This is a genomic window from Bacillus sp. FSL K6-2869 (assembly GCF_040869405.1).
In the GTDB taxonomy this organism is placed as follows: domain Bacteria; phylum Bacillota; class Bacilli; order Bacillales; family Bacillaceae; genus Bacillus; species Bacillus altitudinis.
This window is the reverse complement of record NZ_CP152035.1, coordinates 66569-88281: the sequence shown is the minus strand read 5'-3', so window position 1 is coordinate 88281 and position 21713 is coordinate 66569. Positions and strand designations below refer to the sequence as shown.

Here is a 21713-nt window from a genome sequence, read left to right as displayed (position 1 = left end):
CCACCTACTCTTTATGGTCTTGACGTTCTTTTGTGTATTGCATTCTTAACTTTGTTGAGATGGTCCGGCTGTTTTTGGGCAAGTGGATGTCTCCTATACTCCCGAAAGGTACAACTCCCTGAACAGAATTAGTCATCCATACCTCATCAGCTGAGAGCAAATGTGAGACTGGGTATCGTCCTTCCTTTAGCGAGACCCCCATCGCGTGGAGCGTTTCTATACAGTATCGACGAGTGACCCCATTTAAAATGCCTGTATCAAGTGACGGTGTATAGACCACATCATCTTTCCGCCAAAATACATTCGAGGTAATGCCTTCTGCCACTTCATCTTCTTTCGTTAAAAAGATGCCTTCTAAAGCCGGGTCGTTCCCCATTTCTCTTTTCGCGAGCAGGTTGTTCATATAGTGATGAGACTTGAGGCGCCTTGGCCCTTCTGGTGTATTTCTTCTTGTTTGAAGAATGACTCCCTTTTTCTCATCTAAAATAGATTCTGGACGGAATGGAGAGATCATGACAAAAACGACAGGCTCTTCATAAGGATCTGCAGAAAACCCATTGCCTCTGCCCGCAGAAACATTCAAGCGAATTCTCGCATGGCCGCCGGCTATTTGGTTTTTATTCAGTAAAGTATAAATGATGTCGAGTACAAATGGTTTCTCTATTGTGGATTCGATGCAAAGGTCACGCAATGATTGATTGAGCCTTTCAAGATGCCAGTCTAACAAGAAGACTTGTCCTGCTAGAGAGGTAAATGTTTCGAATACACCGATGCCATATAGAAAACCATGATCAAAAGGAGAAAGAGTCGCGTCTTTCTCCTCTATATACTGACCGTTCAGGTAAATGATCATGCGTTTACTTCATTCCCCTTTTTACGATAGGTTTCAATGAAATTTCTGAGCATTTCTTTACCGAAGGATGTCATAATCGATTCTGGATGGAATTGAACACTTTCAATCGGAAGTTCTTTATGGCGAATGGCCATGAGTTCGCCTTCTTTTGTGCTCGCTGTTCTGACAAAGCACTCCGGCAGCGTCTCGTCTTTAACAATTAATGAATGATATCTCGTTGCGACGAGCGGATTTTGGAGTCCCGTGAAGACACCTTTGCCGTCATGTTCAATCTCTGATGTTTTCCCATGCATTAACCGCTCCGCACGAATGACATCTCCACCAAATACTTGTGCAATGGATTGATGACCTAAACAGACACCGAAGATCGGAATCTTCCCAGCAAAATGTTTGATCGCTTCCATACTAATTCCTGCTTCATCCGGACTGCAAGGTCCTGGAGAAATCATCAGAAAGTCTGGCTTGAGCTCTTCGATTTCTTGAATAGTGACTTGATCGTTTCGTTTTACAATCAGTTCTTCCCCAAGCTCACCTAAATACTGGACCAGGTTGTACGTAAATGAATCGTAATTATCAATCATTAATATCATACTCTGCTCACCTCTAACTCAAAATAGTCTCTTCTTTGCTCAACTGTAATGCTTTTTTCACTGCATAGGCTTTTTTAATTGATTCTTTGTATTCGTGCTTTGGTACAGAATCGATGACAATGCCTGCACCTGACTGCATGAAGGCTCTCCCTCCTGTACAATAAGCCGTACGAATGACGATATTAAAATGCATATCTTGATTGAATCCAAACCAGCCTATAGATCCAGTATAAAGCCCACGCCTTGTCGGCTCAAGCTCTTCTATGATTTCCATTGTTCTCACTTTTGGCGCACCTGTAATTGTGCCGCCTGGGAATACAGCTCTCATGACATCTACTGCATCACAATCATCACGCAGCTCCCCTTGGACATTTGATACAATGTGCATCACGTGTGAATATTTCTCAATGGCCATAAACTCGTTCACCTTGACTGAGCCATAAGTAGACACTCGTCCAAGATCATTCCGCTCAAGATCAACGAGCATCACATGTTCTGCGCGTTCTTTTTCATCTTCAATGAGTTCTTTTGCCAGCGCTTGATCTTCCGCATCATCCTTGCCTCTTGATCTTGTGCCAGCGATCGGTCTTGTTTCGAGCTGAATGCCTTTTTTCTTAATAAGCAGCTCTGGAGATCCACAGACAATTTGGAAATCTGGCGTGTGCAGATATGACATATATGGAGATGGATTCACGTGACGTAATGTTTTGTATAAATGATATGGGTGGGTATGAAGCTGTTCATCTTGTCTAATGGATAGGTTCACTTGGAACACGTCACCGCTGGCGATATATTGTTTAATCGTTTCTACAGCTTCCCCGAAAGCTTCTTCAGTAAAAGGTGCAGCAGGTACACATTCCGAAGAAGACACATTGACAGGTGAATGTGCTGATTCTTCTGATTTGCTTGTCCAGCTTTGCTTTAATTCTTCGAGTCTTTGATGAACTTCACTGACAGGTTCGTCTCCTTCTGTATGAGTCATCAGCCAGAGGACGTCTTTATTATGATCAAAGACAGCGACATCATTGAATACGAGGAAATACAAATCAGGCGTCTTCAAATCATCGATGGACAGCATTTTAAAATGCTCGATATATCTTGCGTAATCATAGCTTAAAAATCCAATCGCTCCACCTTGGAAGTCAGGATATTCATCGTTCGTTTCGGTTCGTAGGGTTTGAAACCAATCAGCAAATGCCCTAAAAGGATCTCCCTCTTTGAACAACACCTCATTCTGATAATGGATGGTGGTCATCCCGTCCTTCCCTTTCGCTTTAGCGATCGGATGAATGCCGGCAATACTGTATTCTCCGCCACGTGCACTTTCAAGAAGGACGTGATGTGATTCATGAGCCGTTAATTGTTCGTATCGTTTCAAGAATGCATCTTTCGTAAAAGGAATTTTGATGCCCATCGGCCTACGTTGTGTCATGTAATCATCCTTTTTTATTTTCATTAATCTTATTGTAATGCAATCCATTTTAATTAGAAAATAGTATTTGCTTTCCATCTTCAGAATTCATGAAAAAACCCCAGCAAATGCTGGGGTGTATTGTTTAATCAAATTGATAAAGCGGCGTACTAAGGTAACGTTCACCGTTACTTGGAATAATCGCTAGAACCTTTTTCCCTTTACCAAGCTTCTTCGCTGTTTGAAGCGCTGCATAAATGGCTGCTCCTGAAGATATACCACCAAGGATTCCTTCTTCTTTCGCTGCCTTTCTTGCAAGTTCAAATGCATCTTCGTTTTTCACTTGGATAATGCCGTCATATACTTCTGTGTTCAAGATAGATGGAACAAAGCCTGCTCCGATGCCTTGAATTTTATGCGGACCTGGTTTCCCGCCTGATAGTACAGGAGAATCTGTTGGTTCTACCGCATAAAGCTGAATAGATGGAATGGCTTCTTTCAGGACTTCACCAGCACCTGTAATCGTACCGCCCGTACCAACTCCTGCAATAAATGCATCAAGGTCGCCGTCAAACTGTTCAAGAATCTCTTTCCCTGTTGTGCGGCGGTGAATCTCAGCGTTGGCTTCATTGCTGAACTGCTGAGGCATGAAGTATCCGTGCTCTTCTGCTAATTCTTCTGCTTTTTTGATGGCACCTTTCATTCCTTCTGCACCCGGTGTTAATACAAGTTCTGCACCGTAAGCGCGTAAAAGGTTGCGGCGCTCCTGACTCATTGTATCCGGCATAACTAAAATCGCATTGATTCCTTTTGCAGCCGCGACCATCGCAAGACCGATTCCTGTGTTTCCGCTTGTTGGCTCAATGAGTGTGTCACCAGCTTTTAATGTACCTTTTGCTTCAGCATCTTCGATCATCGCTAACGCAATACGATCTTTTACACTGCTGCCTGGGTTCATATATTCAAGTTTCAAGTAGACATCCGCACTGTCTTCATCTACTAAACGGTTTAATTTAACGACTGGTGTATTTCCTATTAGTTCAAAAACTGAATTTGCAATACGAGCCATCACTAACACCTCTATCTCCGAGTAATTTTATTGTATTAATATTAAATTATCAATTTCGAAAAATTTTGTCAATGCTTTTAGTCCTGCTCTCCATCGTAAAACCATGTGACTTTTGCTTCTTTCCACAGGGTTTTGACATTCGCCTTTTCACCCAGATCTTCCATGGCGATCTGCCTTTTGATCTGATCTTTGACTTCTTCATAAGAGAAGGAGCGGCCATTTAATTTTTCTTTTAATTGTATGATGGCATAACCGTTTTTGATCTCGATCGGCTCTTTCGTCCATTCATCTGGCTTAAGCTTTTGGGCTTCTTGTATGTATAGGGCTGGAATGCTTTCTTGCTCTTCTGTGACAAATCCAAGATCTCCGCCGTAAGGAGAGGTATATCGATCGGTGGATCGTTCAGCTGCTACAGCTTCGAAACTAGATCCGCCCTTTAAATCTTTTAATACACTTTGTGCCTCGTCTTTTGTTTTCACAACAATGTGGCGAATTCGGTATGAGTCATCATATTGATACAAGTCTTTGTTTTTTTCATAAAAGGATTTGGCTTCTTTTTCAGAAACGACCGCATCTCTCGTTAGAAGCTGTTCTAATAAAATTTGATAACGAATCTGCTCTTTCCATTCCTTTTCACTTGTATGACCGTCTTCGTAGAAATTATTAGATACCGCTTTCAGCATCAGCAGCTCACGATTGATCTCTTTTGAAGATACCTCCAGCTTGTTTTCTTTCGCAAGCTGATTGACTACCTTCTGATTAATCATTTGTTCAAGTGTTGCCTTTCCGTAGCGGTCTTCCATTTTCTTTAACCATTCTTGACGTGTGACTTTCTCTTTCCCAATAGAAGCAATTTCTTCACCGCTCTTCCCATTTGAAGAAGCCTGCGACATTTGTGACTTTGTTAATACATATGCAATGACAACGGCATTAATCATGAGCAGAACGAGGATAAATGTCCATACCACTCTTGCTTTCAGTCTCATCTTTCGTCTCCTTTCCATTCTAAAAAGAAAACCCGCTGCTTAGAGCTTAGCGGGTTATTTCTTCACGTAGCTCTTCTAGCTCTTCTTTTGTAAATACATACGTTTCGTTACAAAAATGGCATTGAGCTTCTGCTTGTCCGTCTTGTTCAATCATATCCTCAATTTCGGCTTTCCCTAGGCTGATAATACCGTTGGCAAACCGTTCTTTTGAGCAGTTACAAGAAAATTCGACAGGTACAGTTTCTAAGATTTGAGGTTTTTCACCGAGCACTTCTTCTAAAATTTCTTCAGGAGTCATCCCTTTTTCAATCAGTTTAGAGATCGGTTCAATGGTTGATAATCTCTTTTCGAGTCTTTCGATGACTGCATCTTCTGTTCCAGGCAGCAATTGAATGATGAAACCGCCTGCTGCAAGGATCGAGTTGTCTGGATTGACAAGAACACCCACACCTACAGAGGATGGCACTTGTTCAGAGGAGACCAGGTAATAAGTAAAGTCATCTCCAATTTCACCTGAGACAATTTCCGTTTGCCCTGTAAAGTGGTCTTTCAGTCCGATATCTTTGACAACACTTAACGTTCCAGATGTTCCAACAGCACGTCTAACGTCCAGCTTCCCATGTTCATTTAAATCAAAGTGAACTTGTGGGTTTGAGACATATCCGCGCACCTGACCTTTTGCGTTTCCATCTGCAATGATGGCTCCGATCGGCCCACCGCCTTCAATTTTGACAGTTAATTTATTCTCGCCTTTCAGCATGGCTCCCATCATGACAGTCGCTGTCATGGTTCTGCCGATTGCAGCTGAAGCAGTTGGCCACGTATGGTGTCTTCTCTGCGCTTCGTTGATTGTATCTGTTGTGTTCGCAGCATACGCACGGACTTTCCCGTCATATGCTAACGCTTTAACTAAATAATCCATTTTGATTAAACCCTCCTATAATACACCGACACGATTGCGTTCATAAATTAATTGAAGTCCTTTTAATGTGAGGAACGGATCGACAATATCAATACAGTCTGATTCATTTCCAATCAATGTAGACAAACCGCCTGTTGCAATGACTTTCGGTGTTTGTTTGGCTTGCTGCTTCATCCGTTTCACTATGCCCTCGACTTGACCAACATATCCATAAAGGATGCCGGATTGCATCGCACTGATGGTATTTTTTCCAACAATGTGATCTGGACGGACAATTTCAATTCTCGGCAGTTTTGCCGCTCTTGTATATAAAGCCTCTGTTGAGATGGTAATACCCGGTGCAATTGCGCCACCCATGTATTGTTTTTGTTCATTGATATAGCAGTAGGTTGTGGCTGTTCCAAAGTCTACCACAATGAGAGGTGCCCCATACAGGTGAATGGCCGCCACTGCGTTCACAATTCGATCAGCGCCGACTTCCTTTGGATTGTCACACATAATGTTTAATCCAGTCTTCATGCCAGGCCCAACGATTTGAGGAGTAATGTGAAAATACTTTTCGCACATTCTTTCCAGAGCAAACATCATTGGCGGGACAACAGAAGAAATGATAATCCCTTCTATCTGGTCAAACATCAGCCCTACATAGTCAAATAAGGATCGGATTGCCATACCAAATTCATCTTCTGTTTTATGACGGCTTGTTTCAATCCGCCAATGGTAGTTCAAATCGCCATTATGATAAACACCTAAAACGGTATTTGTGTTTCCTACATCTATCACGAGTAACAACTTCATCACCACTTTGAATAGTGTCTCAAAAAGAGCATTTTTCGACTTTCTATCATACCATACACGAATTGAGTTCCATTTGTAAACAATTCGAAACCGATCCATTCATGAATCGAAATAAAAAAAAGCTGCCGGTGAGCCCGACAGCTTTTTATAGAAGGAGATTAGATCTCCTCGTCTTCTTCTTTTTTCTTGATGTTCACTTTCACATCATCGTTTTTCTCTTCGTCATCTGCGTATACACGCTCTGGAAGCTTTCCAGTTTCGTAAAGAGATTTAATTTGTTCAGCATCTAATGTTTCCACTTCTAGAAGAGCTTGTGCGATGATTTCTAGCTTATCTTTATTCTCAGTGAGAATTTGTTTCGCACGTTCGTAGCTTTCTTTTATGAAGCGCTGAACTTCTTGGTCAATTTCATAAGCGATCGCTTCACTATAATTCGGCTCGTTGTTAAAATCACGGCCAAGGAATACTTGGCCTCCTTGTGCTTGACCGAATTGTAGAGGACCAAGTTTATCAGACATACCGAATTCTGTGACCATTCTTCTTGCAATACCTGTTGCACGCTGGAAGTCGTTGTGTGCGCCTGTACTTACTTCACCAAACGTAATTTCCTCTGCAACACGGCCGCCGAGCAAGCCGACGATTTTATCAAGAAGCTCTGGCTTCGTTTGGAAATAACGGTCTTCTCTTGGAAGCATGACCGCATATCCGCCTGCCTGACCACGAGGAACGATCGTTACTTTATGCACCATATCCGCTTCGTCTAGGATAAGCCCAATGACGGTATGACCTGCTTCATGGTACGCCACGATATTACGTTCTTTCTTCGAAATGACACGGCTTTTCTTAGCCGGTCCAGCAATGACACGGTCAGTTGCTTCGTCGATATCACGCATATCAATTTTCTTTTTGTTTTGACGGGCAGCAACAAGTGCTGCTTCGTTTAGTAAGTTCTCAAGATCTGCCCCAGAGAACCCTGGTGTTCTGCTTGCAATGGCTTTCAAGTTGACTGTATCATCAAGCGGTTTGTTTTTCGCATGAACCTTCAGTACTTCTTCACGGCCAATGACATCTGGGCGGTCAACCGTAATTTGACGGTCAAAACGTCCCGGACGTAGCAATGCAGGATCTAGGATATCTGCACGGTTCGTTGCAGCAATGATGATAATCCCTTCGTTGGCACTAAAACCATCCATTTCAACAAGAAGCTGGTTAAGCGTTTGTTCACGCTCATCATGACCACCGCCAAGACCTGCTCCACGCTGACGACCCACTGCATCAATCTCATCAATAAAGATTAAGCAAGGTGCATTCTTTTTCGCATTTTCAAACAAATCACGTACACGTGAAGCACCGACACCGACGAACATCTCGACGAAGTCAGAACCACTGATGCTGAAGAAAGGAACGCCTGCTTCTCCTGCAGATGCTCTCGCAAGCAATGTTTTACCTGTACCTGGAGGTCCTACTAGTAAAACCCCTTTAGGGATTCTTGCGCCAAGCTCCGCAAATTTACGTGGATCTTTTAAGAATTCAACCACTTCTACGAGCTCTTGCTTTTCTTCATCCGCACCGGCAACATCTTTAAATTTCACACGTTTCTTCTCTTCTGTGTAAAGCTTCGCCTTACTCTTACCAAAGTTCATGACACGGCTTCCACCGCCTTGAGCTTGGTTCAATAAGAAGAAGAACAGGATAAAGATGATGATGAATGGAATGATGGTTGTCAGAACTTGCAGCCATCCATTTGTTTCAGGGGCTGGTTCTACTTTTACATCTGTATTCTTCAGTGCACTGTAAATCTGGTCAACACCTTGACCATCTGGAACATGGGTAATGAAGTATTCATCTTTCTTCGCGCCATCTAATTGACCACGAATTTCATAAACCCCTCTTACAGGCTGGATGGAGATACTCTCCACTTTTCCCGCACTTAAATTTTGCGAAAATTTGCTGTAAGACATGTTCTCAGGCTTTTGATTAGGGGATCCTAACCAACTGACAACCCCTATCACAAGTAATAAAATAAGTATATAAAAAATCGTATTACGAAAAACCCGATTCATTCCTTACCTCCTCCCACAGTAAGCACAACTATGTTCAATAGTATCATAGAAAATCATTCCAACACAACCAATAACCTCATGTAAACGTGTGCTCATTAGCCTTCGTAAACAGATGGTTTTAACACTCCAATATACGGGAGGTTTCGGTAACGTTCGGCAAAATCCAATCCATAGCCAACAACAAATGCATCTGGTACTTCAAACCCAACATAATCTGCTTTGATGTCTGCTTTGCGGCCGCTTGGTTTATCAAGCAATGTCACAATTTTAATGGAGTTTGCTTTACGGTATCGGAAAAGCTCTACCAGATAACTCAAAGTTAACCCACTGTCGATGATATCTTCCATAATTAGAATATCTCTTCCTTCAACAGAAGTATCTAGATCTTTGATGATCTTCACTTCTCCAGAAGATACGGTAGACTTTCCGTAGCTAGATACATCCATAAAATCAAGCTCTAAATATGTATCAATGTGTTTGATCAGGTCTGCCATGAATGGAAGAGCCCCTTTCAAAACACCAATAGCCAGGGGAAATTTACCATCATAATCGCTGGTTAATGTTGCACCCAGTTCTTTCACTTTTAGCTGGATCTCTTCTTCTGAGATCAAAATCTTTTCAATATCTTGTTTCATGCTTTTGCTTGCCCCCTACAAATTTTCGTGCTGTCTATATTGTAATACAATGAGATCGCTGTTTGTCATATCAATTTCTTCAAAAACGGATTTTTTCAGACCTGGGATCCAGATGATTTGATGATCCGAGTCAGTGACGATCGGCCAGCTGTCTCTTTCTGCAAGAGGCACTTTTTTATCAATAAATATATCTTTCACCTTTTTTGATCCATTCATCCCTTTAAGTTTGATTCGATCACCGTTTTTTCGTGAGCGAATGATCAAAGGAAGACGAACATGATCTTTTTGAAGCAAGAAAAAATGGTTTCCGTTCCGTGCATCCTTCGGAACATGATTTGATACCAAGATAGACTGTCCATTCGGGAGAAAAAGTTCCTCGCCAAGCTCACCTTTTAAATGATGAGTATATGACTGATCTATGACAAGCGATCGTTCAAAGGTAAACATACAGTGATCATAAGATTTGACAGCTTGTAAACCTTTTGGCAAATCTAATGATCCAGACGGTTGATCAGTATGAGATAACCAGTCCAAAGTCCCTAGAATATGCTGGTTTGAAAACGCTGATTGAGTGTTTTCATAAAGATAGTTTAATATTAGTTGAATGCCTCTTCTTTGTAAAGGCAAAGGCAGGTCAAGCAAAGGCTTCGTTTTGATCTCAATTTGCTTAGGCGTTTGATTCGTAATGACTTGATGCATTTGATCCTTTGTTAATGCCTGCAAGTACTGCTCATCCTCAGTCAGCATGTCACTTACAAACTGAAAGCTTTCATGCACATGAGGTGCCTCTTCTTTTAACACGGGAAGAACGTGTCTTCTGATCCGGTTTCTCAAGTAGTCATCGGTGTGATTGCTTTGATCAATGACATAAGGAACTTGTTCTTTTTCGCAAGCAGTGAGTACATCATCCTTAGAATATCCAATCAGCGGACGAATCAGCCACCCTTCTTGAAAAGGGCGCTTTGCTTGCATACCTGCGAGTCCTATTCCAACAGTCCCTCTTGTCAGCCTCATCACCATTGTTTCTACTTGATCGTCTCCATGATGTGCAAGTGCTATAAATTGAGCGTTGTACTGTTCCATCAATTGACGAAAGAAAGCATATCTGCACTCTCTTGCAGCTGCCTGTTTGTTTAAGCGGTTTTCTTTTGCATATTGGGTGACCTGTATACGAGCCGATTCAAAAAGGATCTCATGCTCTTTACAGTACGCTTCAACAAATGCCAAATCAGCAAAGGATTCTTCTCCTCTGAACATGTGATCTACATGGGCTGCAATCAGCTGAAAGGAACCTTTTCGACGTTTGTTTAGTTCATGCAGCAAGAGCATAGAATCTGGTCCGCCAGAAACCCCGACAATGACTGTCGTATTTTCAAGGAAAACATCATGTTTTTTCAAAAAAGATTCAATTCTATTCACAACTTCCTCCTCACAAAGAGCAGGTAATTTAAAGATATACATATCCTATCACTTTCATTAGCTCCAAGCAAAGAAGAAGCCTGCTTTTTTACAGCTCTATAATAGGAATAAAACCACATAGGCACAGTAAAGAGCGAGCACACTGCATAAGATGAGAATGGTTTCAAAAAGACCGCCTGATTTTTTGCGTACTGATGTTCTTTTCGCAGCAGCAGCTCTTGATCGTGAAGGTGCGGCCTGTTGATGTTGGGAAACAGCTGGCTTTTGCCTATTTTGCTGTGATGGCTTCTTTTGTCGTGATTTTCTTGAAGCAAGCAATTGTCCTTCTTTCAACATCGCGCTTTTCATGTCTGCCGCTGATTGATATTTGCCTTGGAGAGCCGCTTTTAACACCCTCTCATATCGCTTTAATAAAGGATGTCCTTCAATCGCTCGATAAAGCTGCTTTTCTGGTTCTGCCCCTTTTTTAAATTCTTTTTTATAGGCACAGTTCACCATGACCATACTTAAGGCAAATAGATCATAAGAAGGTTCTGCTTTTCTTGTACCGAAGCCCCAGTAGCCGCGATCAAAAAACTCGGTGTATTCCTTAATCGCCCTTCCTGCCTTCGTTGTTCCTCCAACATCAATACATCGAATCGTAGCTGGGGGGCCCGAAACGATGAGATTATCAGGCTTCAAGTCACCGAAGATCCAGCCTTCCTTATGTAAGTGAGCAAGGTTAGACAACAGTTGAATCATGAGAACGACGATCCATTCATCGCCTTTTTGTTTCACAAATTCAAGCAGCAATGGCCCTCTGACATACTCCATGACATAAAACGACCGTTTCTCTGACATTCCAGGATAAAGAGCATCATCCATATCATAAAAAGAAGGCCCCATGGTTTTCACAGGAGCCTTTGAAAAGGATTTTAATACATTGACTTCAGATGCAATGAGCATACTGTCATCACTCACTTTAAGGGCCACTTGTCCCTTTGGCGATTCGGCCAGATAAACCACACCGTTCGCCCCTTTTCCCAGCTCTTTTACAATGCGGTAATGTTGGTGATGCCACTTTCCCTTTATCATTGTACCTAATGGGATGTTAGAAGCCGAATTCATCATGTTCTTCCTTCGCTTCAAGCAGCCCTTTTCGTGAACGAACTGATTTGAAATGCTGGAGTGCTTCTCGAATTGCTGGTCCTGTCGGTGTAATTCCTCCTGTTGTCAGCTTCGGGAAAATCGATGATAACGAATCGAACCGTGGCGTCCAGTTCAACACAATTTCTGCATCTGAGTTTTTCCCGGGAAATACACACATCCCAAACTGATTTTCACCAATTCTCGAATTTAGACTAATAGAGAGATCGATGAGTGCTTCTTTGACCGTTGGCAACTTCGGTTTCATACTTGCACTCGTATCCACAAGCACAAGCACTTGAAGATGAACCGTCTCACCGAGCTCGTCCACAACTTCCATCACTTCTCCACGCTTATCTGGGGGAAGTTCTTCAATTTCAGTATCTTTGCCAAGAATTTGCTGCAATTCTTTATTCACAACACCTTGTAACGTTTGCGTCATCGCCTTTTTTGTAACCATTTGTACGGTTTGAGACAATTGCTGAACGTAGACAACCTGATGAATGCCTCCGCCTGCTAGAGCAATCCCCTCTACTTCTTTCATCGCTTCATGATCGTGTCTGTTCTCTTCCATAATGCCAATGACATTGACTGTGATCCCTTGCTCCTTTGCCAATGCGGCAATCGCAAGTGGGTCTTCCCCATGATTTGAGCAGCCATCTGTAATCAGTAAGATTTGGTTTACGTGACCTTTTCGCATCTTCATTCCTCCTGGGATTGTAACTGAATGCTTATATCCCCATCATCGCCAGAAGAAATTCATATTATACGATATTTCAAGAAATCTCTTGTTTCTGGAGATAGAATGTACCTGTCGGAATGGATGCCCATTTTGGTGTATTGTGGTCGAGCCTAATGACGACAACCGTCATATCGTCATCGATTTGACCTGCTCTTGTGCGAATGACCTCCTCCATTAATAAATCAGCAATCTCTTGCGGATCTTCTGTTTTAAAGCTCTTCATTTTTCGTTTGACCCACAAATCATGATTTTCGATATGCTTTGGTCCTTCAAAGATACCGTCGCTCATCATGATAAGGAGATCTCCTGCCTTCATCTGTTCACTCACCACTTCTACTTCAAATTCATCAATAATGCCAATAGGCAAGTTGCTGGCCTGTACCTTCATCACTTGATCACCACGTTTAATAAAACTTGGGGTGGAGCCAATCTTGAGAAACTTACAGCTCGCATCCTGTAAATCAATGATAGATAAGTCTAATGTGGAATAGACTTCATCTGTTGTCCGTAAAGATAAAATGCTATTAATCGTTTTAATCGCTACTTTTTCATCAATACCAGACGCCAAGATTTTTTCTAACAGCTTGATCGTTTCATTGCTTTCAAAATGGGCTCTTGCTCCATTTCCCATCCCATCACTAATAGCTGCGGCATATTTACCTGCACCCAGCTCCATCATGCTGTAGCTGTCTCCAGATACTAATCCTCCGCCTTTCGCTGCATGTGCTACACCTGTAGACACTCGATACGATTTTGCAGAACCGAATACAACATGACAATAACCTGTTGGATGCTCCGCACACTGCTCTGCTTTGACTAAAACTTGTTCTTCTAAAATATCCGAGAGCATTGGAGCGATGATTTTTTCGCATTCCCCATGACCTTGGCAATAGGGAATTCTCATCTCTATATCAACATTTCCCTGTTCTAAGCTATAAATTTCAACTTGCTGAATTTCAATTCCAAAGTTCTGAAGTGCTTCTATCATCTGCTCTTCCTGAATAAAATGCTGCTCTCTTTCTCGTTTTATTTCCCGGGAAAAATCCTCCATGACTTGCGAAACACCCATAAGTTGTTCGGCCACAAGGCGTCTGCTGTCTTGGACCTTTTTCTTTAAGGTCTGATTTGCTTTATAGTAAGCTATCTCCTCTTCAATCAATTCTTCTACATGCTTTGATTTTGAGCAGTGCTGACTGAATTTCTTTTTCAACTTCCGGTTATGCTCGTACGTTTTTTCATCAGATTCATGCATAACTTGTTTCATGAGTTCATAGGTTGTATCAAAGTTCTGCACCCAGCATTTATTTTTCTTATAGCACGTTTGACAGGAACGTTCTGTGATCGTACTTAAAAAAAGATCTACATCCTCTTCCTGCTTCTTCTCCTCAGGAATAGATTCGTAAAATGTCGCAAAACTCTCAGACAGCGCATGAAATACATTAGAGAATTGATCTACCTTTTTTGCTGTCACGTCTCGTACTTTTCTGGCATATTGCTGCTGTTCCTGTACATGCTCTACCGTACCAGGAATATATTTTGCCACCTTGGACGTTACTGACTGTGGCGTGAGCAAAAACAGTGCAACTGCGATGAGTGATTCATATAGCGTTGTCATTAGCCCTGCTGACCCTTCACCGTAGAGGGAGATTAGTAAAGAACCCACAATCAAGCCGATGGCTGCTCCTGCTTTTTTCCCCTCTTTTAGTAATCCGCCTAATAAGCCCGAAAAGGCAAGCAGACTCATCTGATAAAGGTTGCCGATGTTGGCGAGACCAAGAATTAATCCAGTTACAACACCCACTGTACAACCAATACTCGCTCCTCCAATAAAGGCAAAGCTCAGCACTACATATCGTGACAAAATATGCTCTGCCTGCATTCCTTGAAATGTGATCCCAGCCAGACCTGTTAAAACTGAAGCGATTAATATCATAAAGCAAATAATTTCTTCAACCTTTAAAGAGTGTTTGATTTTCCTGACTGTAAAAATCGGCAAACTTTGAAGAAAAATCAGTGTCAAAATGAAGGCAAGTCCAGCTTCAACCCCCGCCATCACATAGTCATAGCTTTGAACCGCACCCTGCTCGAGGTATACAAAAGCTCCCCTGGTTATCAGCATTGAGAGCACAATCACAACCGGTAATGTTTTTACTGGGTCTTTGATGATGAATGAAACGACCTTTGACATGAGGAGGAACACGATCAATGACGCAAACACGAATAATGCATTTTGTGGTGATATCGTCATCGCTCCAGCGAGTAAAGCAAGACAAGCAAGCATCGCTTTATCCCTTTTAATGAGCAGCATGGACCCAAAGAAAGGCAATGCAAACGGCATAATTTCAGATAAGATAAAGGCTCGTCCCAATAAAAAGCCCAGAACAACATAAATAAACCCTTTATAGAAAAAAAGAGAATGCGTATGATGAAGAAACAGGTTTTTCATCTTTTTTAACCCTGCACTGATTCTTTCAAACCCGGCTCCCGTTAAATCAGTTCTTCTTTCTAGTTTTTCCATCTTTTCATCCCCCACCTGATATTCGTTGCTTGTCATTATAGCGAAGGTGAAAAAGAAATTTTGTCAAAAGAAGTTGTCGTTTCCATAAAACGTTCGACGCTTTATTTGCCAAAAAGGCATACTTTCTTGAAAGTCGATGTCTTTCATCAGAATTTTACGAAAGCACAAAAAAACAGCTTTCCTATAGAAAGCTGTTTTGAAGATGACCCGTACGGGATTCGAACCCGTGTTACCGCCGTGAAAGGGCGGTGTCTTAACCGCTTGACCAACGGGCCTTGCTTATTGTTCTTTTTAAAAGGATAGCGGCGGAGGGGATCGAACCCCCGACCTCACGGGTATGAACCGTACGCTCTAGCCAGCTGAGCTACACCGCCATAATATAAAATGCGCTAAGAAGCACAAGAACTATAATACAAAGGATTCGCTTGTCCGTCAATAGAAAGTTTTAAATTAAATGGCGAAATCACAAAAAACGTTGAATTTGTATTGAAAAAAAGCACCCGCTAAACAGCAGGTGCTTTGTTGTGAAAGATATATAGAAAGCAGCAACAAGTTAACCTCTTCTTGCTCCGCGTCCCCCACGTTTTGATTCCGTGTTACGTTTTAAAGATGTTAAGCGGTCTTCACTATCTTTTAAGAATTTGTTCATTTTTTGCTCAAACGATTCCTTCGGACGGAAATCATTTCTGCTCGGTCTTGATTGTTGTTGTTGAGGACGATCTTTTGCTTTTTTAATGGACAAGCCGATTTTACCGTCTTTTTCAACGTTAATCACTTTCACTTCAACTTGTTCACCGACTTTTAAATGCTCATTAATATCTTTTACATAGTTATCGGCTACCTCACTGATATGAACGAGACCAGTTGAACCGCCTGGCAACTCCACAAAAGCTCCAAAATTTGTAATGCCCGTAACTTTCCCTTGTAACTTGCTGCCAACTTCAATCGACATAAAAAAAGTGCTCCTCCTTAGACTTATAAAAAAATCTCATTTGTTCAATTATACATAAACTGAATTTTAAGTGTCAACAAGGCTAATCGCTCTTATTGCCCACATCAAAGATTTTTTCGCCTTTTTTAGACATATAATAGTCCCGTCGTGCCAGTTCGAGTACGTATTCTTTGCTTTTCAGCTTTTTGATTTCATCAGAAATATCTTCCTGCTTTGTTTGTAATTGCTTCAATTCTTTTTCAAGCGCAACCTTCTTCTCTTCTTTTTCTTTCAATGCAGACGATTGCGACCAGAGGGCACTTGTTACCAAAACAGCAAACATGAGCACAATGACTCCAAACACGGTAAGCCTTCTAAGGAGTCCCCGGCGTTTGCGTTTTAGGCGCTGCGCTTGCTGTTCCATTTGTTTTTGATAATCATTTTGAATTTGTGCGATATTTCTTTTTCTCTCGTTCAAGGATGAAGGCCTCCTCTCTTACTTTGTCCAGAATTGTTTCCATTTCGTTTTCATGGTACGAGATACTTTCTTGATCCCTTGTAAAATTCCTGCTCCTTTTGAGAAAAACAACCTCATTGATGTTCGCCATTTTTCGGGAATTCGATGAATAATGGTTACATTGAGTAACCAAATAAGCGGATAACAAACAATATACAGCACCTTCCACACGAGTCGAAACGCAAAACGAACAAGGCGTAAGAGCGAGTGGAACAAGAACAGAAGAGCACTTATGATCAAACCAACGATCCAGCGAATGGGCTGGAAAACCATCGACATGATCAGCCTTTTCAGGACAAGAACAGTTTGATAAATACACCTCATCACAAACTTGAGGATGTTCATATACAGCTGTTTCATCAATACCTGGTACATTGAGAAACCTAAAGCAACAGCTAGAAAAATATAAAGCCTGAATTCTCCCTCATTGGTCAGCAGCAGGACATAAAAGAATAAGAGACCCTGCACCACCCAAAAAAGGAGGTCGTGAATGGCCAGCAGCCATTTTGCTGTTTTTTCCCGGTTCACAAACAGCTTGTACGTATCCAGCGATGCGCCCAGCCAGATGCCCATCGCCGCCATCGAAAGCATCGTATAAAACTGGACCGTCAGTGTCATTTAAACAGCTTGCTAAAAAATCCTTTAGCTTTCTCCCCGTGCTGCTCATCTACATAGATTAAGTCAAAGACACGCCCTTTAATGGACACAACGCCCTTTTCTACATCTAAGTTTTTCATTTGCAGATTTTCTCCGCGAATGGCGAGGACTCCCATGACAGTCTCAAGCAGAAATTCTTCATTATCAAAGCTCTCGACTTGTTTGACCCCGGTAATATCTAAATGCTTTCTGTTGCGCATTGTGACATGATGCTCGGCTTCTGATGACAACTTCGTGCCTTGAGGTTGATTATAATATTGATTCATTTATACATCCCCCATATCTCATACTTGCATTGTTACTGCATTGTATGTGACAGGCGGGACATTTAGAACAAGCCCTATTCTGCTGTTTTCTCTTCTTTTAGCACGGTATACATGCCAGCAGCTTCTTCTTTTTTCGTTGTGTCTTTTAACTCGTTGACTTGAACAGTCACAAGCTTTTGGCCAAAGCGAATTTGAAGCTCGTCCCCTTCTTTCACGTCAGAGCTGGCTTTCGCCTGCGTGCCATTAATGGAAATTCTCCCTTGATCGGCTACTTCTTTTGCCAATGTTCTTCTTTTGATTAAACGAGACACTTTTAAGAATTTATCTAGTCTCATGTATGTTCACCTCTTTCTATGCGTTTGGCATCGTTCCACAGATCGTCCATTTCTTCTAGGGTCAAGTCTTCTAGTGAACGCCCTATGTCCTTTGCTTTTTGTTCAATATGCTGAAAGCGCCGCATGAATTTTGTGTTTGCAGAAGAGAGGGCGGTTTCAGGCTCTAGATGATAAAACCTGCCAATGTTGACGAGAACAAACAAAAGATCCCCAAATTCATCCTTCATCTGCTTTGTTGCACCTTCATCCGTTTTCTCTGCCACTTCCACAAGGAATTCCTGCTTTTCCTCTTCATATTTGTTCCAAATATCCTCTACTTCTGTCCAGTCGAAGCCCACTTTCGCTGCTTTCTTTTGGAGCTTATAGGCTTTTGTTAAAGCTGGAAGAGTCGTTGGAATGGATTGCAAAATAGATGCTGCACGCTCCGGTTTTTCCTGCTGCTTGATTTTTTCCCAGTTGGCGACGACATCTGATGCTTCAGACACATCCGTATCACCAAACACATGCGGATGTCGTCGAATCATTTTTTCTGTGACATGCTGGATGACGTCATCCATTGAGAAGTAACCATCATCTTCACCAATTTGGACATGGAGTAAAACTTGAAGCAGTACATCTCCGAGTTCTTCAACCATATGATCTGGATCGTCTTCATCTATGGCTTCCAGCAGCTCATAACATTCTTCAATTAAATATGGTTTGAGCGACTCATTCGTTTGTTTTTGATCCCAAGGACAGCCGCCAGGACCTCTTAATGTACGAATGACTTCACGGAAAGTGTCAAATTGTTGATAGAGTAGCTTTTCATCTTGGATTGGAGGCACATAAACACTCGTTAAGTTATTTATCGACACATCTCGATCAAGTTCAAATAAAGGAACACCTGTAATCTGTTCCTGACTGCTTCCAGCTGCCGTTACGATAAAGACTTCATAATCGTCAGGTAGCTTTTCCATGAGGGTCAGCTTCACATTCGAGGCTGTCATCTGATCATATACTTGACAGATCAGCACATGCTGGGTCAACTTTAGATCATCCGCTCTCATATCCCCTGCGTCAACGAATTGCAGCCCTTCAATTGGGTCAATCTGTAAGGAATTAAACGTCGCATCCAAAAAGCTTTGTCCACCAGCCACGTACACCTCAACCCCGCGCTCCTTCTGTTGTGAAACAAGAAGCTGCACTGTCTTTTCCGCTACAAACGGGTGACCTGGTACTGCATACACAATATCTTTCTCCTCAGCCTCTTGGAAGAGAATATCTGTGATTTCCTCATACACTGCATCAAACTGATCATGCTTTTCATAAATCTCATCAAAAAAGGTCAGAGACGGGACTTCCTGCATCAATTCTGCGGTGAGTGGATGATCCTGCGTTCTCATGTATACTTCTTTCGCCTGCTTCAGCTGCTTATATACACCGAGCGTCAGCTGATCCATGTCGCCTGCCCCAAGACCAACGACTGTAATCTTACCTGCCATTTCGATTCCCTCTCATCTGTTTAAAATATAAAATCTTTTCTCCTAATGGAATGAGTCTCCATTCCTCTTCCGTAAATACGTCTAGCTTAAGAATACTATATAAAAAGGCGAAACCACCAATAAAAACTGAAGTCAGGCTCTCTAAAACAGAAAACGGACGTTTTTCAAAGGGAATGACCCAAGAAAACAATGCCTGATATCCAAATAAAACGACGGCCATGAATGCTGCTGATAAAAGAATTTTCACTGGGAATAGCTCTCTTATTGAAATCCACCCTTTATGCTTCAAATACACCGCATTGAGCGCAGCGGCGGCGAGAAACCCACAAACAGTCGACCATGCGGCTCCATAAATACCGAATAACGGGACAAGAGCCAGCGTCAGCCCCCATTTCACCAACACACTGATCAGGACCACAACAGCCGGGTACACGGTATGTCCCAGACCTTGAAGTAAAGCGGTTTGCGTAATCGCCATTGATGTAAAGGCAATGGATATGCAAAATATTTGCAGCGCATCTGTCCCTAAGTCATTACGAAAAAGCATGATGTTCACAGACGATAAAATACATATAAGCCCGACAGCTGAACCAATCCCCAGCACCGATGTTGCCTTAAATGATGTACGTACTTTTTCACGAATTGCTTCATGCTGCCCTTTTCTTAAGGCCGACGACAAAAACGGAACAAGAGACGTCCCGATACTAATTGCAAACACCGTCCCGAGCTGCAAGAACGGCTGACCTCGGTCATACACGCCTTTTGCCGCCTTTGCAGCTGCTTCACTCAGTCCCTCACTACGCAGCAGCCCATACAGGTGAAAAGCATCGATCATTTGCATCCATAGGATCAGCAATCCACTCACACAAATGGTCAATGTATACAGCACCAAACTCTTCAGCACCTCTTTTTTCCGCAGTGTAGCCTGTTTTAATGTCTTGCTCGCTGACGACTGCTTTCGATAGGTCAGCCAAAGGAAAAGAAGCAAAAGGAGTGAAGCAGCACTTCCAGCTATAGAAGAGAACACCGCACCCGCTCCTGTTTCATAAAGCGAATAGCCATGTCTCACAAAATAGAAAGATAAAACAAGCAGGACGCCTACTCTGATGAGCTGCTCAGCCAATTGAGAGACCGCAGTGGGGAGCATCAGCCCATCACTCTGAAAAACACCCCTCAGCATCACGGTAAGTGGCAGAAATAGAAACACAAACGAACTCATCTGGATGAGAAGCATTAATTGACTGTCCGCCATGAGATTCGCAATTGTGCCTGCTCCTATATATAAACAAAGAAATAAGACCAAGCTCAGCAAAGTGATATACACCAAGGATACCTTTGTAATGATTCGGCGATTCTCCTCACCATGCTCGCTCAGGAGCTTGGACACCATCACAGGAAAACCAGTGGTGCCGAGCATAATCGCAATGCCAAGAAAGGGATAGACCTGCTGATAAATATAAAAACCTGTGTCTCCTACGATATTTTGAAAAGGGACACGATATACGGCACTCAGTACCTTTGATAACAAGCCTGCGATGGTTAAAATCACCGCACCTTGGAAAAGCCAATGCGGCTGATTCACAACATTTTTCATGGTGACTCCTTTATGTTCAATCAAAAAATATACCTGCATTTAAACGCACTCATTATATCACAAGTGACTGGCGAGCCGTTTCTTTCTAAGGAGTAGACGATACATTCATTATTTTGTTTCATTCCATATAAAAAACGCCGACAAAATCAGATGATTTCATCGGCATTCTTTCTTTTTATCAAGATGATATAGAATTATTAGACCTAATGTTCCATTTGACGGGCTAAGAAGCCAGCTGCCGTTTCTGCCGCTTTATGCTCCACTTCTCCCATTGAACGCTCTTTAGAAAATAAAACGACGGCGCCAATTGGATCTCCGTTTGCAACAATAGGTGCAATGGTATAAGCTGATACATCATCATCAATACCATCCACAAGCTGAATTTCTTTCTTGCTGTCCTCTAATACAGAATTACGCTGATCCATTGTTCGTTCAAGTAAATCACTAATGGATTTGTTTAAGTACTCTTTTTTTGAACTGCCGGATACAGCAATATACGTATCACGATCACAGATGAGGATAGAATGACCCAAACTGTCGAATAAAGCATCAGCATATTCCTTCGCAAAGTCTCCTAGCTCACTAATCGGTGAATACTTCTTCAAAATGACTTCTCCATCGCGGTCGACAAAAATCTCAAGTGGATCTCCTTCCCGGATGCGCAATGTTCTGCGAATCTCCTTCGGTATAACCACTCTACCTAGATCATCGATGCGGCGTACAATTCCAGTTGCTTTCATTCACTGCTGCCTCTCTTTCGTTTGATGATGTGTTGGGTGAATGGAACAAAAGCGTCCACTT

The 21713-nt window shown here is 42.2% G+C and carries 21 protein-coding genes and 2 tRNA genes; all 23 read right to left on the bottom strand.

Translation table 11 applies throughout. The annotated features are described in order from the left end of the window. Positions 1-4: 4 nt before the first annotated feature. The 23 genes from pabC to spoVT all read right to left on the bottom strand — a co-directional run bounded on the left by pabC (position 5) and on the right by spoVT (position 21652). Positions 5-853: an aminodeoxychorismate lyase gene (gene pabC, locus MHI58_RS00460; RefSeq protein WP_045035096.1), complete on the bottom strand. Its 849-nt coding sequence runs from the start codon at positions 851-853 to the stop codon at positions 5-7. Continuing rightward, positions 850-1443 carry an aminodeoxychorismate/anthranilate synthase component II gene (gene pabA / locus MHI58_RS00455; protein WP_008341810.1) on the bottom strand — a complete coding sequence of 198 codons (594 nt, stop codon included), beginning with the start codon at positions 1441-1443 and terminating at the stop codon, positions 850-852. Before pabA ends, pabC begins: the two co-directional genes overlap by 4 nt. A 13-nt stretch (positions 1444-1456) precedes the next feature. Beyond that, positions 1457-2875, bottom strand: a complete 1419-nt coding sequence (locus tag MHI58_RS00450) for an anthranilate synthase component I family protein (protein ID WP_045035095.1) — start codon at positions 2873-2875, stop codon at positions 1457-1459. 124 nt (positions 2876-2999) lie between these two features. After that, entirely contained in the window at positions 3000-3923 is a 924-nt protein-coding gene (gene cysK / locus MHI58_RS00445) for a cysteine synthase A (RefSeq protein ID WP_008341814.1), read from the bottom strand. Between the two features lie 77 nt (positions 3924-4000). Beyond that, positions 4001-4903 (bottom strand): peptidyl-prolyl cis-trans isomerase, encoded by a 903-nt coding sequence (locus tag MHI58_RS00440; protein ID WP_224564680.1) that lies wholly within the window; start codon positions 4901-4903, stop codon positions 4001-4003. Between the two features lie 52 nt (positions 4904-4955). Then, entirely contained in the window at positions 4956-5831 is an 876-nt protein-coding gene (gene hslO, locus MHI58_RS00435) for an Hsp33 family molecular chaperone HslO (protein WP_007496169.1), read from the bottom strand. A gap of 15 nt (positions 5832-5846) precedes the next feature. After that, positions 5847-6623, bottom strand: a complete 777-nt coding sequence (locus MHI58_RS00430) for a type III pantothenate kinase (RefSeq protein WP_008341820.1) — start codon at positions 6621-6623, stop codon at positions 5847-5849. 164 nt (positions 6624-6787) lie between these two features. Then, complete coding sequence (gene ftsH / locus MHI58_RS00425; protein ID WP_024719367.1) at positions 6788-8692, bottom strand: ATP-dependent zinc metalloprotease FtsH; 1905 nt, start codon at positions 8690-8692, stop codon at positions 6788-6790. A 95-nt stretch (positions 8693-8787) separates the two neighbouring features. Next, positions 8788-9327 (bottom strand): hypoxanthine phosphoribosyltransferase, encoded by a 540-nt coding sequence (hpt, locus tag MHI58_RS00420; protein ID WP_007496175.1) that lies wholly within the window; start codon positions 9325-9327, stop codon positions 8788-8790. Positions 9328-9342: 15 nt separating this feature from the next. Then, entirely contained in the window at positions 9343-10746 is a 1404-nt protein-coding gene (tilS, locus tag MHI58_RS00415) for a tRNA lysidine(34) synthetase TilS (RefSeq protein WP_017366442.1), read from the bottom strand. A 96-nt stretch (positions 10747-10842) separates the two neighbouring features. Next, positions 10843-11853 (bottom strand): protein kinase, encoded by a 1011-nt coding sequence (locus MHI58_RS00410; RefSeq protein ID WP_082055600.1) that lies wholly within the window; start codon positions 11851-11853, stop codon positions 10843-10845. Next, positions 11837-12571, bottom strand: a complete 735-nt coding sequence (locus MHI58_RS00405; protein ID WP_008341829.1) for a VWA domain-containing protein — start codon at positions 12569-12571, stop codon at positions 11837-11839. The genes MHI58_RS00410 and MHI58_RS00405 overlap by 17 nt, the downstream gene beginning before the upstream one ends. Positions 12572-12647: 76 nt before the next feature. Then, entirely contained in the window at positions 12648-15131 is a 2484-nt protein-coding gene (gene spoIIE / locus MHI58_RS00400) for a stage II sporulation protein E (protein WP_035391551.1), read from the bottom strand. 203 nt (positions 15132-15334) lie between these two features. Beyond that, a tRNA-Glu gene (locus MHI58_RS00395) sits at positions 15335-15406 on the bottom strand. Positions 15407-15431: 25 nt separating this feature from the next. Continuing rightward, positions 15432-15505: transfer RNA gene (locus MHI58_RS00390), tRNA-Met, on the bottom strand. A 179-nt stretch (positions 15506-15684) separates the two neighbouring features. Further along, positions 15685-16083, bottom strand: a complete 399-nt coding sequence (locus tag MHI58_RS00385; RefSeq protein ID WP_003217901.1) for a S1 domain-containing RNA-binding protein — start codon at positions 16081-16083, stop codon at positions 15685-15687. Between the two features lie 82 nt (positions 16084-16165). Continuing rightward, the gene (locus tag MHI58_RS00380) at positions 16166-16540 is read right to left on the bottom strand and encodes a septum formation initiator family protein (protein ID WP_007496186.1); all 375 of its coding nucleotides are present in this window, start codon (positions 16538-16540) and stop codon (positions 16166-16168) included. An 18-nt stretch (positions 16541-16558) separates the two neighbouring features. Continuing rightward, positions 16559-17197 (bottom strand): spore cortex biosynthesis protein YabQ, encoded by a 639-nt coding sequence (gene yabQ / locus MHI58_RS00375; RefSeq protein ID WP_045035092.1) that lies wholly within the window; start codon positions 17195-17197, stop codon positions 16559-16561. Then, a complete protein-coding gene (yabP, locus tag MHI58_RS00370) occupies positions 17194-17502 on the bottom strand; it encodes a sporulation protein YabP (protein WP_007496190.1) in 309 nt (102 codons plus the stop codon). Before yabP ends, yabQ begins: the two co-directional genes overlap by 4 nt. 74 nt (positions 17503-17576) lie before the next feature. Further along, the gene (locus tag MHI58_RS00365) at positions 17577-17837 is read right to left on the bottom strand and encodes an RNA-binding S4 domain-containing protein (protein WP_008341839.1); all 261 of its coding nucleotides are present in this window, start codon (positions 17835-17837) and stop codon (positions 17577-17579) included. Next, entirely contained in the window at positions 17834-19318 is a 1485-nt protein-coding gene (mazG, locus tag MHI58_RS00360; RefSeq protein ID WP_045035091.1) for a nucleoside triphosphate pyrophosphohydrolase, read from the bottom strand. Before mazG ends, MHI58_RS00365 begins: the two co-directional genes overlap by 4 nt. After that, the gene (locus MHI58_RS00355) at positions 19308-20912 is read right to left on the bottom strand and encodes a polysaccharide biosynthesis protein (protein ID WP_041506544.1); all 1605 of its coding nucleotides are present in this window, start codon (positions 20910-20912) and stop codon (positions 19308-19310) included. Before MHI58_RS00355 ends, mazG begins: the two co-directional genes overlap by 11 nt. Positions 20913-21115: 203 nt before the next feature. Beyond that, the gene (spoVT, locus tag MHI58_RS00350) at positions 21116-21652 is read right to left on the bottom strand and encodes a stage V sporulation protein T (RefSeq protein ID WP_007496196.1); all 537 of its coding nucleotides are present in this window, start codon (positions 21650-21652) and stop codon (positions 21116-21118) included. Positions 21653-21713: the final 61 nt, after the last annotated feature.

Coding starts and splice junctions, on each gene's coding strand:
- MHI58_RS00410 (WP_082055600.1), bottom strand. CDS start 11,853: ATGAATTCGGCTTCTAACATCCCATTAGGTACAATGATAAAGGGAAAG.
- mazG (WP_045035091.1), bottom strand. CDS start 19,318: ATGGCAGGTAAGATTACAGTCGTTGGTCTTGGGGCAGGCGACATGGAT.
- hpt (WP_007496175.1), bottom strand. CDS start 9,327: ATGAAACAAGATATTGAAAAGATTTTGATCTCAGAAGAAGAGATCCAG.
- cysK (WP_008341814.1), bottom strand. CDS start 3,923: ATGGCTCGTATTGCAAATTCAGTTTTTGAACTAATAGGAAATACACCA.
- yabP (WP_007496190.1), bottom strand. CDS start 17,502: ATGAATCAATATTATAATCAACCTCAAGGCACGAAGTTGTCATCAGAA.
- MHI58_RS00365 (WP_008341839.1), bottom strand. CDS start 17,837: ATGAGACTAGATAAATTCTTAAAAGTGTCTCGTTTAATCAAAAGAAGA.
- hslO (WP_007496169.1), bottom strand. CDS start 5,831: ATGGATTATTTAGTTAAAGCGTTAGCATATGACGGGAAAGTCCGTGCG.
- spoIIE (WP_035391551.1), bottom strand. CDS start 15,131: ATGGAAAAACTAGAAAGAAGAACTGATTTAACGGGAGCCGGGTTTGAA.
- MHI58_RS00405 (WP_008341829.1), bottom strand. CDS start 12,571: ATGCGAAAAGGTCACGTAAACCAAATCTTACTGATTACAGATGGCTGC.
- MHI58_RS00385 (WP_003217901.1), bottom strand. CDS start 16,083: ATGTCGATTGAAGTTGGCAGCAAGTTACAAGGGAAAGTTACGGGCATT.
- ftsH (WP_024719367.1), bottom strand. CDS start 8,692: ATGAATCGGGTTTTTCGTAATACGATTTTTTATATACTTATTTTATTA.
- pabA (WP_008341810.1), bottom strand. CDS start 1,443: ATGATATTAATGATTGATAATTACGATTCATTTACGTACAACCTGGTC.
- MHI58_RS00450 (WP_045035095.1), bottom strand. CDS start 2,875: ATGACACAACGTAGGCCGATGGGCATCAAAATTCCTTTTACGAAAGAT.
- spoVT (WP_007496196.1), bottom strand. CDS start 21,652: ATGAAAGCAACTGGAATTGTACGCCGCATCGATGATCTAGGTAGAGTG.
- pabC (WP_045035096.1), bottom strand. CDS start 853: ATGATCATTTACCTGAACGGTCAGTATATAGAGGAGAAAGACGCGACT.
- MHI58_RS00355 (WP_041506544.1), bottom strand. CDS start 20,912: ATGAAAAATGTTGTGAATCAGCCGCATTGGCTTTTCCAAGGTGCGGTG.
- yabQ (WP_045035092.1), bottom strand. CDS start 17,197: ATGACACTGACGGTCCAGTTTTATACGATGCTTTCGATGGCGGCGATG.